Origin of the sequence: uncultured Draconibacterium sp., assembly GCF_913063105.1 — a bacterium.
In the GTDB taxonomy this organism is placed as follows: domain Bacteria; phylum Bacteroidota; class Bacteroidia; order Bacteroidales; family Prolixibacteraceae; genus Draconibacterium.
Map to the genome: position 1 here is coordinate 1 of NZ_CAJXYQ010000011.1, position 12,076 is coordinate 12,076.

Here is a 12,076-nt window from a genome sequence, read left to right on the forward strand (position 1 = left end):
TTGGTGAAGGCTTCCTGAAAATTTTCTATGCTTCCAAATGAATCATTTACTGCGTCTAATAAAACTCCTTCCGGAGCCGGTGCACCACCCGGTGCAATTACTTCCCAGTACAAATTGTGATTGAAAAAACCACCACCATTGTTACGTACTGCTACCGATTGACCAGACACACCACTTAAAATTTCTTCTATCGATTTTCCCGCAAGATCTGTTCCTTCTACCGCACCGTTAAGGTTGGTTGTGTAACCTGCATGGTGCTTGGTATGATGGATTTCCATCGTTCTTGCATCAATATGTGGCTCAAGTGCCTTGTAATCGTATCCTAATTTTGGTAATTCAAATGCCATTTTTGTATTATTAAAAGATTTAAATATATTAATTTCCTGTTAGCAAAAATATGCGCTATTTAGAATTATTCCAAATCTTTTGAATAATAAAACACATTGAAATCCTTTATTGTTCATAGACGGAACTAATAAGTGAGATTTAAGGTTCAAAAATCCTTTTAAACAAAGGGTTCAGCTCTTTTTTCAATAATATTAACTTTGTGCCTTTAGCTGTAAATTATGAATAGGAGCATCTTAAAACTCGCCATTCCGAATATCATTAGCAACATCACTGTACCACTGCTCGGGTTAATAGACCTCGCCCTGATGGGCCATCTTGGTTCAGAGGTTTATATTGGTGCGATTTCGCTTGGCGGTGTAATATTTAATATCATATACTGGGGCTTTGGATTTTTACGCATGAGCACATCGGGGTTTACTGCCCAGGCCTTTGGTAAAATAAATACAGCTGAAGCCATTACCATTTTAGCACGTGCATTGCTACTTACACTGGCAATAAGCATTTTTATTCTGCTGTTGCAAGCTCCAATTGCATGGGCAAGCTTTAAAGTTATTGGCGGTAGCCGCGAGGTGGAGACACTTGCCAACGAATATTTCCGAATTCGCATTTGGGCAGCACCTGCAGCATTGAGTCTCTTTGTATTTAGTGGTTGGTTTTTAGGAATGCAAAATGCGCGCTACCCCATGATTATAGCCATTTTGGTAAATATTGTAAATATTTTGCTAAGCGTATTTTTTGTATTTGGGCTGGGCATGAAATCAGACGGAGTAGCTATGGGAACAGCAATTTCGCAATACGCAGGCTTAATAACTGCAATACTTTTACTTCTTAAAAAATATCGTAAAATGCTGGCTTTGGTTACCAGAGCCGGTATTACAGACCTTAAGTTTATGGTGAACTTTTTTAAGGTAAATTCTGATATTTTTATTCGTACATTCTGCATCATCATTGTTTTTACTTTTTTCACATCTAAATCGGCAGGCATTAACGATACCATTTTGGCAGTAAACTCTATTCTACTGCAATTCCTGATGTTCTTTTCCTTTTTTATTGACGGCTTTGCTTTTGCGGGAGAGGCACTTGTCGGTAAATTTATTGGAGCAAAAGAAGTGGGAAACTTAAAAAAAGTAGTCCGTCTGCTTCTTTACTGGGGAGCTGTACTGGCCTTGTTATTTACTTTAGTTTATTGGGCAGGAACCAATTCAATTCTTAAATTACTTACCACTCAAATCGATGTAATTTCAACAGCACAACAATTCTTGCATTGGGTAATTTTAATTCCGTTTGCCAGTGTTGGTTCTTTTATTTGGGATGGTATATATATTGGGGCTACAGCTTCACGTGCGATGCGCAATAGCCTGTTAATTTCAACTTTTTTAATTTTTGCCCCGGTCTATTATTTTCTGAATCCGGTTTGGAACAACCATGCATTATGGTTGGGAATGCTTATGTTTATGTTTTCGCGAGGGGTAATTCTTACATTGCTTTATAAAAAGCGAATACTTATTCCCATTCAAATGCAAGAATAAAAAAGTTAAGTTACAGCTTATCTGTCATTAAAAGTAAGATAAAATGAAACGAGCATGTAAATTAATTACACCCAAGAGTAGAATTAAAATACTGCGAGTTCCATACTATACCCTTGAAAACAAACAATTATAATAGTATGAAAGGAGCATGGCCTAAGAAACACAAAAGGATATAAATAAATTAATCATGCGAGTTCCACGGGTATCTACCAGCAAATATTAAACAGACATCACATATGCCTGAAATGCAAAATGTTAACTTAATTACATTCAAGTAAAAAATAGAAACTGTAACTTGTTTTTTACGTTTATGCGCCCACTGCTTTTAACCAGGCTTCGGCCATAAGCTGTGCTCCTGCCATTGATGGATGCACACCGTCAGGAGTCCAATACGTTCCCGGTGCATGGTTCACTGCTTCATCAAATACTTTTTGAAAGGGTACCCAAATGGTTTCAAATTCTTCCGAAATTCTTTTGGCAGCTGCCTGGTATTTTTTCATGGGTTCAATCCATGTGTTATCAACAGCTCTGGTTTCCAGTACATAAAAAGGTTCGCACAAAATAAGTTTTATTCCCGGAAGAGCTTCTTGCGTTCGTTTTAAAAGGGCCCTGTAATCATTTTCATATATTTCAACGGTGCCATCGTAATTCCCATTGCGTTTGTGCCAATAATCGTTTACGCCTATTAAAATACTTAAAACATCAGGTTTTAACTGCAAACAATCTTTCTCCCAGCGGTCGGCCAGTTGAAAAACTTTATTCCCACTAATTCCGCGATTAAAAATGGTAAGCTGCTGTTCAGGAAATACATTCAGCAAATGCGATGCCGCAAGCAATGCATAACCATTACCAAAGGACCATGACCTGTTTGCCACTTCTTTTTGCTTGTCTCTTCCGGCATCGGTTATTGAATCGCCTTGAAAAAGGATGGTTGAATCTTTAGCAAAAACGGCTTGTTTTTTATTTTCAGGTTGGGTAACGCAAGCCGAAACGATTCCAGAGATACTTGCTGCCGCCACAACACCAGCAGATGATTTGAACAAAAAATTTCTTCTTGAAATACTCATTAAATTAAATTTTAGTTGATTGCTGAGAAGCAAATGTAAAAAATTTGGAGACGATTATAAAAGAATAATGCGTTGATTGTTTTACTATTTCAACGCATTATTTATTTCCACTTTTATTATGTAACTCTCTTGAGTTTACGCTACAGCTGCTTTAAAAGCTTGTCAACATCAACTTACAGTTTTAAAATTTCGCCTTACTTCTTCTTCAATCTTTCGATAAGTTAAATTGTTTTTTAGTAACTGCGAAAGCTCGTTATAGTGCTTAGTTTGTTCTTTATCTCCCATCTCATCATACGCATTGGCCAATGCCTGGATAGATGGAAGATGTAATTCGTTTAATTTTAAGCCGGCTTTGTACTGAATGATGGCTTCCTGCTTAAACCCGAGTTTGCGTAACTCATTACCCCTGTTAAAATGTTTTGCAATATTTTCTCCCCCTTTAGAAATACGTAATTTAAATACATTTTCGTTTTTAACGCTAACAACATTACATTGTACATTTTGTATAACATTTTCGCTTACCGAACCTTGAAATGCACGTTGGATTTCGGATTTTCCACCACTTCCAACATAAAGGATTGTTGCCTCATCGCAGAATTTTATTATTTGCTCATCGGCCTTACCCTTTAAAATATATGCTTCTGCATCCACATTTGAAAAGTCGAACTGCCGCAAAAATTCTTTCAATTCTCTCTTGAAATTCATGTGGTGCTGCTTGTTCTCTTTTTCAGGATCGAGTCCAAGACGTAATAACCTCGGCGAACTATATAATACCGGTTCAAAAACTGAAATAACCGACAGTTTTGCATCGAACTTTCGGGCATGCAGTATTGCAGATTTTAATGCAACTGCCGATGCTTTTGAATTGTTTACCGGGACAACAATATGTGCCTGCGAAGCGCTTTCAATATTGGAAATAACAGCAATTGGTTTTTGAATTTTTCGGTACGTACTCAATCCATTCGTTCCCAGAATTTCAGTCTTTCCTTTGTTTATTAGTACAATATTTACATTTTCTTCGTCAGCAACTTTGTTTATCTGATCGGCAATATTTCCGTACTCTATTCTTATTCTTACCTTGTACTCTTCAGCCAGGTTTAACTGACTAACTATCGTATTTTGCAATTCAAACCTTACCGATTTTTCAATTTTTTTTGCACTTGCGCCACCTTTAATATGTTTAGGAAGCACGTGTAATAAAATAATTTCGTTTCCGAAATTACCTGATATCAGACGAATTTTATTAATCGACTCGGAATGGTTATTGGCTAAATCAACTGCCCATAATACGCTGCTTAAAACTTTCATAACTTTACTTTTTAATGGTTAAACTTTGTTTTTATAAATTTTACAGCAGCAAAAATACCCGGTGCATGTGGTAAGTTTAACTCCAAAAAGCTCATCATAAAGCCCCAAACGGAATCAATTAAAAAAGAAAGCAGATTTGTGTAGGAAGGTTGAGATAAGAGTCACCGGAATGATCAAAAAAACAAACGGCCGCTTCAGTATTAAAATACTAAAACGGCCGTTAATAATTTATATAAAGCTACGAATTAAGCGTCTTTTTCAGAAAGGTACCTTTCAGCATCGATAGCAGCCATACAGCCTGATCCTGCTGCAGTTACTGCTTGTCGATAATGATCGTCCTGCACATCGCCACAAGCAAATACGCCGGGAACATTTGTTTTCGAGGTACCAGGTATTGTTTGAATATATCCCACATCGTTGGTGTCAATAAAATCTTTAAATATTTCTGAATTGGGTTGATGGCCTATTCCTAAGAAGAAACCGTCGATTTTAATTTTTACTTCCTCTTCTCCCTCTTCTCCCAGATTTTTAACCAGTGTTGCTCCTTCAACTAAACCATTATCGCCAAATAAACCTTTGGTTTGGTGTTTCCACAAAATTTCAATGTTTGGTGTTTTCATTGTGCGCTCGGCCATTACTTTTGATGCACGGAGTTCATCGCGACGCACGATAAGGTAAACTTTCTTACAAAGTCCGGCAAGATACATGGCTTCTTCAGTTGCGGTATCTCCTCCCCCAACAACAGCTACATCTCTTCCTTTATAAAAGAAGCCATCGCAGGTTGCACAAGCCGAAACTCCACCTCCTGCATATTTTTTCTCATCTTCCAATCCAAGATATTTAGCAGTTGCACCAGTGGCAATAATTACGGTTTCAGCCTCAATCAATTTCGAATCGTCTATCCATACTTTATGCACTTCGCCCGAGAAATCAACTTTTGTTGCCATTCCCCAGCGTACATCGGTACCAAAGCGTTGAGCTTGTTTTTTAAGATCTTCCATCATTACCGGCCCTGTAACTCCTTCCGGATAACCGGGGTAATTTTCTACTTCCGTTGTCGTGGTTAATTGCCCTCCCGGTTGCAATCCTTCGTACATTACCGGATTTAAGTTGGCACGTGCTGCGTAAATTGCAGCGGTATAGCCTGCCGGTCCGGAACCTATAATCAAACATTTTACCTGTTCTGCCTCCATAGCATCAAGGTTTTTCTTTTCTTCGTTTTCGTTAATATCAAGTGGTTTAAACATCTGCGTAAATTTTTAGTTCGACAAAAATACAAAACAAAGTGCATTGATTATCATAAATTCAATCGATAATAACAAAGTTGTGATAGTTGATTTCTATAACGTATAAAAAATTAGTTGCAAAAGCCCTAAAAAAGTTTTGTAAAAATCAATTGTAACACTACTTTTGCAATCCTGATTCGGGATGTGGCGCAGTCCGGTTAGCGTACTGGTCTGGGGGACCAGGGGTCGCAGGTTCAAATCCTGTCATCCCGACGGATTAGAAAGCCATTTGTAATTACGAATGGCTTTTTTTTATTTTACTGCAATAATCAATTCCGTGAAAACGCAAGAATTGTTTTCTGCCAATCACCCAATTCCAAGGCATTACACCTCTAATTTTTCGGCATCTTTAATCTTTTATTTTTTAGATTTCCTAAGCCTTGTTTAAAGTACACCTCGGGGCGGTGCCACACCCCGGTGCTTTTCAGCCACGGTTCATCTACATCCAAACTTAAATCGCAATCAACGCGGGCAATAATCGAATGTTTATTATCTGCAGAGGTTCCTGCGTTAATAAAATGACAAAGGCCCCAGGTAACACCTCTTCCATAATCTGTTCCGGTAAAAGCATCGGGGGTATAAAAACCGCAGGCAGTTGGTGTTAATTCAACTGTTGCTGCAATTTTAAAATTCACTCCATCCTCGGCATACTGCATGGTTTGCGCTTCGTTTCCGTCTTTTATGGCCATGGCGGCAATACCTTCTTTAAAAGGAAAGTAGCAGGTTTCGTGCCCCGAATTTAATACCGGATTCAGGGGATGCTTTTCAAACGGACCAAAGGGATTATCGGCAATGGCCAGACCATGAGCGACTGCATATTTATCGCGTACATCGGGCCATTTGTTGTACGCCGCTTTGTAATACAGGTAAATTTTATTTTTAAACACAATAAGGTGTGGGTCTTGAGTTTGATCCTGGTCCCACTCGCCTTTTTTACCAAAAGGTACAACCGGTTTCCCCACATGAGTCCAGGGGCCATCGGGCGAATCGGCATAAGCCATAGAAATGGGGCACCAGTCGCCACGAGTTCCACTTGGTTCGTTAAAGGCCTGAAAGTAGAGGTAATATTTTCCCTCCCAAACCAAAATATCAGGTGTTGCAACCGAGCGCCAGCCCAAAGCCGGTTTTTCGGGGCGGGCAACAGCAATTCCCTGTTCTTTCCATGTAAAACCATCTTGACTGGTGGCATACCAAAGGTCGCATAAATCCCAATCGGTTGAAGGAATTTTTTCAGTGGCTTCGTTTGCCCGGTTCCAGCCAATGGGCGGTACTTTTGTTTGGCGTTTAGTATACCAAATGTAGTATTTCCCATTCACAAATATAGGCCGCGAGGGGTCGCGCCGAGAAATAGTTCCATCTCCTCCGTTATAATCGAAACCTTCCAATCGCGTGTACTTAAACTGAGAAAACAGTTCATTGTCCTGTACCCGTGGTGCCGGATAGTCGAACATGCGTTCAGCAGCTGCACTCAAAGGAAAATCAGGTTTTGTTTCCGGCATTTTATGCGGAAAAACTTGATTTTCACCTACCACACCGGATTGTTCATGGTTCGTTTTTGTATTGGTACACGCACTTACTGTAAAAGCCATTACAAGCGCACTGAGAACAAGCTGCTTCATATTTATTGCTGTTGTTGGTTGTTTTGGCTGGCAATTCTTTCTTTTTGTTTTTCGGATAATCCCCAGCGGTAATAATCTTCAGGATTCCAAAGGTTGTTATGGTGTTTCATTTCGGGGTCGTGTATGTCAAGACTTAGGTCGCAATCGAAACGCGCCAGTTCCGAATGCATTTTTCCGTTAGGTCCGCGTACGTTTCTAAAATGGCAAATTCCCCATGTTATTCCACGCCCGTTTTTATTATCGGCAAAAGCATCAGGAATATAGGCATTGGGGCCAATAGGCATCATTTCAGTAATTGCCATAATTTCAAAATTCACCCAGTCTTTAGCATATTGAATGGTGAAATGCTCGCTCCCATCTCTGATCGTCATCGATGCTACCCCTTCTTTCCAGGGGAAAAAACAAATTTCATGTCCTGAATTTTGTACAGGATTTAGCGGATGCTTTTCAAATGGTCCAAGGGGATCATCAGCAAGAGCTAAACCAATCCCACTCCACACTGTTCCGGGGCGGTTAAAGGCAGCTTTGTAATACACATAAATTTTATCGTTATGCACCAGTGGCGTTGGTGCCTGAATGGCAAACTGGTCCCATTCGCCTTTTGCACCGGTAGGAATTACCACCTTGTCAACATGAGTCCATGGCCCGTCCGGAGAATCGGAATAAGCTACACCCACAGGGCAGTAATCGCCGCGCATACCACTGGGCTCGGTAAAAGCCTGGTAATAAATGTAGAATTTTTCTTTGTATTTCAGAATATCAGGCGTGGCTACCGCTCGAAATCCGGGAGTTGGTTTAGGAGGACGGGGAACGGCAACGCCTTGTTCTTGCCAGGTAAATCCATCTTCGCTGGTGGCATACCAAATTTCAGCTAGATCCCAGTCGGTGGAAGGGATGGTATCATTCCATGGAACTTTTCCCTCAATAATAAAACCTTTTGTATCGCGTGCAAAGGTTCCAACAGGTGGCGATGGGGTGTCGCGTTTGGTGTACCAAACGTAATACTTGCCGTTTTCATAAAGCACTTTTGATGGGTCGCGGCGGGTAATGGTAGCATCACCATCGTTGTAATCGAAACCACTTAAGCGAGTGTATTTAAACTGTGTGTATAGCTCATTCTCGGCATTTACATGCGAGGGATAATTGTTAAAACTGCGTTGCATGGCTTCGCTTAACGGACGTTGTGTACTTTCGGGGCTTACCGTGTAAGGGAAAGCTTCGGTGGTTTGTTTGGCTTGCTTCAAGGGAATAACCAGCGAAAATGATATTTCGCTGTCTTTAGGAAGCACGGCAATAATTAAAGCTTTGGGCACACCATTTTCCATATAAAACTTTGGCATATCGGCCGTGCGTTCGCAAAAGGTAGAAGTGCCATCTGTCCATTTAATTTCGCCGGCTTTAATGGCAAGTGGATTTTTGGCTAATTTCCAGTGTAGTCCCATGTCGTCAGACTCGAACAGCAGCGTGGATCCCTCGGGGCAATCACTCCAAACACCTCTGGAGTCTTTGGCAATACAATAAAAGTTTCCGTTATGCAGCCACTCCAGATGGTCGTCGCAGGCAAACGAAGCGGTTGGGTGTGTAATAAATGGTATGTCTGTGTCTTTAAAAGGCCCTAAGGGAGAGCTCGATATTGCGGTAACATGAATTACTTTCCCGTTTTTATGTTTTGGGTCGGCTTTTACGTATTTGTAGGCCATCAGAAATTTGCCATCCGTACGTTTTGTAACGGTTGGAGTTGAGGTCATCCAACGATCTCCGGTGGCATCAATCAGTGGTTTATCAAAACGTTTCCATGGCCCGTTTAAATCGTCGGCAACTGCAACACCAATGCGCTGGTTATTGCGATTTACCCACCATTCTTCGTCATCTTTTATCGATGGCATCCGATCATCAGGAGTATTCTCCCAATAGCCGCTACCCCGGTTTCCCATGTGATAAAGGTAGTATTTGCCATTGTGCTCAATTACATGCGGATTGTGGGTACAATCGCCATCCCAAAACTCGTTACCCCGTGGTGGCAGCACCAAATTTTTAAACTTATAAGGTCCGGTTAAATGGTCGGAAACAGCATGAGCAATTTCGGAATGGGTAACCCAACCATGATGCCCGCGGCTTTTTAACCAACGCGAATAAATAGCATGGTATTTCCCATCTTTTCCTCTTAAAATATTGGTTCCCCAAACATTATAATCTTCTTCTGCAATAATATTTGCTTTGTCAAATTTTTCAGGCAGCATCTCAGCAAAATCAAAATCGGTCTGCCCAAAACTATTTCCCGTTAAAAACAGGATAATCAGGTAAATGAAAACAAGTTTATAGTTCATCTTTTTCTTTGGTTTATTTTCAATTCTATTCTAACCATTCAGCTATTGTTCGAGCAATGTTTTTTCCCAATATTCCATCATTTGTTCATCGCTTATTTCTCCGGTGTAACCTTTATTTGCCATGGCGTTTTTAAACCATTTTGCCGAACTTTCCTTTGCTTTTGCAATAGTTGCCTCATCCTCGCTTATCATCCCTCGCTCATATACCTTTAAGGCCGATTGCAACTGTATTTTAAGTTTCGATTCTATTTCGCTGAATTCCTTTTTACCGGCCAGGTTATTAAATTCCATAGGATCTGACCTTAAATCATACAATTCAAATTCGGGTCGTTTTTTGGCCATAAACAAATTATATGGGTAGCCCAACTCCCCTTTCGAGTGGAGGTATTTGTATACAGTAAATGCCGGGTATTGTAAGCGTTTGTAACTGCTTAACTGCATATAGGGAATTTCAGGCATTCGGTTCCAAATCAACTTAAACTCTCCATTGTTTATACTTCTGATATTATCGGGAGCATCGCCACATCGCTGACGAAAACCATATACATATTCTCTTTTTACCGCATTTTCTCCTAAAAACACCTGTCCATGCATATATTCTGGTACCTGAATTCCCGCCAAATCAAGCGATGTTGCCGTAACGTCAATCATACTCACCAGCTTGTGACTCACTTTATTTTTTTCAGGTGTAAACGGATTGTACACAATTAAAGGAACATTTAATCCGCCTTCGTAAAGAAATTGCTTATCGCGTAAATGCGGACGGCCATTATCGCCGAAGAAAAAAATGATGGTATTTTCCCACAGGCCTTCCGCTTTTAAGCGCTCGGTGATGTTACCTATTACTTCATCCAAATGCTGAATACTTTCAAGGTACATGGCCCAATCGGCCCTTATTAATTCGTGATCAGGATAACAAGCAGGAACTGTTACTGACTTGTAATCAATAGGATGTTTGCTGTCGTGTTCAAAATCGCGGTGCGGATATTTTATATTAACCTGTGCATAAAAGGGTTGACCTTTATTCCTGTCCTTCCAGTCTATGGCATCGAAAATATTATCAGTTTCAAAATTAAAATCGGTTTTACCCATTTTTTCAAATGACTTATCCATATTGGAACAGAAATAACCTGCTGCTTTAAAAAATTCGGTAACAGGTTGAATATGATCCGGAAGAGGTAGCTTGTTAATGGTTCTGTGCTCGAGGCTGTTAATTGCCGTAGGATACATACCGGTTATAATTGACGATCGACTTGACGAACAAACGGAGGTAGTGGTATAAGCTTTTGTGTAACGAACGCCCTGAGCTGCAAGTGCATCAATATTAGGTGTTTTTACATCGGGGTTGCCATAACAGCCCAACTCCAAACCAATATCGTCGGAATAAATCCAGAGAATATTTGGTTGTGGTTGGTTTTTGCTGCAAGACGTTAATAATAGCGCAAAAAATAACCCGGTAAAAAGGCTTTTGAATTTTAACATTACTCCACTTCTTTAGTTACAATTAAAGGAATTTGCACATTAAACGACTGACGTACATTATTCTCATCGTACGCATCGGCAGCACAAATCAAAGCTATTGGTTCTCCATTTTCAATTAAAACCTGTGGGCGCTCGAGGTGGTCGTATTGAATAACTCTGCCATCTTCCCAGGTAAGCGTACGATCGGAGATCTTGAAATATTTGGCTTTTTCCCAGTTAATGCCATCAACCGAATCGTAGTGCACCAAGGAAAAAATGCGTTTGTGCTCGATGTGTTCAATTCGTTTTACAATGGCGCGGTACTTTCCATCCTGGTACCAGATGTACGGATCTTCTGCCGGAAATCGTTCCCCTTCGAAAGTAAATACCGGATCAGGATATTTTTTGAATGGGCCGGTTGGGCTGTCGGCAATAGCCACCATGTGCACCACAGGGCCACCTTGCGGCAGGGGAAATTTTTTACCAACAGCTTTGTAAACCATCAGAATTTTACCATCGGCCATTTGGCACACCGATGGATTGGACGTCATCAGTGCATCGTGCGCCGTTGAGTCGCCATGTGTTACATCCAAAACCGGTTTATCAAATCGTTTCCAGGGGCCCTTTGGGGTGTCGGCCACTGCCACTCCAATGCGCTGATTGTTACGGTGCATCCAGTTAATTTTTGCCTTACCCGGAACACTTACAATTTTTTTATCGCCAAAATTACCCATATAGTACAGGTAATATTTGCCGTTGAATTTATGAACCGTAGGATTATGGGTTGCCGAACCGTCCCAGAATTCGGGTCCGCGCTCCGGCAAAGCCACATCAACAAATTTGTAAGGGCCAAATGGCGAGTCTGACACGGCGTGGGCTATTTCGGAATAGTTGACCCACTCCCATCCAATGTTTTTTGGCCAACGCGAATACAACATGTGGTACAAGCCATCATCACCTTTTACCACCGAACCTCCCCAATGGCTCAGGCTATCTCCTCCGTCGAAAGCGGAATGTTTGGCCACTTTGCCAAATTCAATTTTATAATTTTCAATTACTTTTTCCTCTTGATGACATGCTGAAAAAATAATGACTAACACTGCCAGCAATCCAACTGTTTTCATAACTTTT

9 protein-coding genes and 1 tRNA gene are annotated in these 12,076 nt (G+C 40.6%); 2 read left to right on the forward strand and 8 right to left on the reverse strand.

Going from position 1 to position 12,076, the window contains the following annotated elements:
• Positions 1-347, reverse strand: a 347-nt coding sequence (locus QZ574_RS11800) for a superoxide dismutase (protein ID WP_297089694.1), incomplete at its 3' end; no start/stop codon positions are given.
• Positions 348-566: 219 nt separating this feature from the next.
• Between QZ574_RS11800 and QZ574_RS11805 the strand changes: the two genes are divergently transcribed.
• Complete coding sequence (locus QZ574_RS11805; RefSeq protein ID WP_297089695.1) at positions 567-1,877, forward strand: MATE family efflux transporter; 1,311 nt, start codon at positions 567-569, stop codon at positions 1,875-1,877.
• A gap of 308 nt (positions 1,878-2,185) precedes the next feature.
• Here the strand turns inward: QZ574_RS11805 and QZ574_RS11810 are convergent, their stop codons facing one another.
• The 3 genes from QZ574_RS11810 to trxB form a co-directional block, all read right to left on the reverse strand.
• A complete protein-coding gene (locus tag QZ574_RS11810) occupies positions 2,186-2,944 on the reverse strand; it encodes a GDSL-type esterase/lipase family protein (RefSeq protein WP_297089696.1) in 759 nt (252 codons plus the stop codon).
• A 168-nt stretch (positions 2,945-3,112) separates the two neighbouring features.
• Complete coding sequence (locus tag QZ574_RS11815) at positions 3,113-4,252, reverse strand: universal stress protein (protein WP_297089697.1); 1,140 nt, start codon at positions 4,250-4,252, stop codon at positions 3,113-3,115.
• A 245-nt stretch (positions 4,253-4,497) separates the two neighbouring features.
• Positions 4,498-5,499 carry a thioredoxin-disulfide reductase gene (trxB, locus tag QZ574_RS11820; RefSeq protein ID WP_297089698.1) on the reverse strand — a complete coding sequence of 334 codons (1,002 nt, stop codon included), beginning with the start codon at positions 5,497-5,499 and terminating at the stop codon, positions 4,498-4,500.
• 177 nt (positions 5,500-5,676) lie between these two features.
• Between trxB and QZ574_RS11825 the strand changes: the two genes are divergently transcribed.
• Positions 5,677-5,751: transfer RNA gene (locus tag QZ574_RS11825), tRNA-Pro, on the forward strand.
• Positions 5,752-5,870: 119 nt separating this feature from the next.
• On the opposite strand, the gene QZ574_RS11830 is transcribed toward QZ574_RS11825, so the two are convergent.
• Genes QZ574_RS11830 through QZ574_RS11845 form a run of 4 tightly spaced genes read right to left on the reverse strand, consistent with a single transcriptional unit; the run spans position 5,871 to position 12,069 of the window.
• The gene (locus QZ574_RS11830) at positions 5,871-7,157 is read right to left on the reverse strand and encodes a hypothetical protein (protein ID WP_297089699.1); all 1,287 of its coding nucleotides are present in this window, start codon (positions 7,155-7,157) and stop codon (positions 5,871-5,873) included.
• A 2-nt stretch (positions 7,158-7,159) separates the two neighbouring features.
• Positions 7,160-9,484 carry a hypothetical protein gene (locus QZ574_RS11835; protein WP_297089700.1) on the reverse strand — a complete coding sequence of 775 codons (2,325 nt, stop codon included), beginning with the start codon at positions 9,482-9,484 and terminating at the stop codon, positions 7,160-7,162.
• Between the two features lie 42 nt (positions 9,485-9,526).
• The gene (locus QZ574_RS11840) at positions 9,527-10,966 is read right to left on the reverse strand and encodes a sulfatase (RefSeq protein WP_297089701.1); all 1,440 of its coding nucleotides are present in this window, start codon (positions 10,964-10,966) and stop codon (positions 9,527-9,529) included.
• Positions 10,966-12,069, reverse strand: coding sequence for a glycoside hydrolase family protein (locus QZ574_RS11845; protein ID WP_297089702.1), 1,104 nt, complete (start codon positions 12,067-12,069; stop codon positions 10,966-10,968). Before QZ574_RS11845 ends, QZ574_RS11840 begins: the two co-directional genes overlap by 1 nt.
• Between the last annotated feature and the right edge of the window lie 7 nt (positions 12,070-12,076).

Excerpts from the sequence above, each read along its gene's own strand:
- QZ574_RS11815 (WP_297089697.1), bottom strand. The coding sequence starts at position 4,252 with ATGAAAGTTTTAAGCAGCGTATTATGGGCAGTTGATTTAGCCAATAAC.
- QZ574_RS11845 (WP_297089702.1), bottom strand. The coding sequence starts at position 12,069 with ATGAAAACAGTTGGATTGCTGGCAGTGTTAGTCATTATTTTTTCAGCA.
- QZ574_RS11830 (WP_297089699.1), bottom strand. The coding sequence starts at position 7,157 with ATGAAGCAGCTTGTTCTCAGTGCGCTTGTAATGGCTTTTACAGTAAGT.
- QZ574_RS11835 (WP_297089700.1), bottom strand. The coding sequence starts at position 9,484 with ATGAACTATAAACTTGTTTTCATTTACCTGATTATCCTGTTTTTAACG.
- QZ574_RS11805 (WP_297089695.1), top strand. The coding sequence starts at position 567 with ATGAATAGGAGCATCTTAAAACTCGCCATTCCGAATATCATTAGCAAC.
- trxB (WP_297089698.1), bottom strand. The coding sequence starts at position 5,499 with ATGTTTAAACCACTTGATATTAACGAAAACGAAGAAAAGAAAAACCTT.
- QZ574_RS11840 (WP_297089701.1), bottom strand. The coding sequence starts at position 10,966 with ATGTTAAAATTCAAAAGCCTTTTTACCGGGTTATTTTTTGCGCTATTA.
- QZ574_RS11810 (WP_297089696.1), bottom strand. The coding sequence starts at position 2,944 with ATGAGTATTTCAAGAAGAAATTTTTTGTTCAAATCATCTGCTGGTGTT.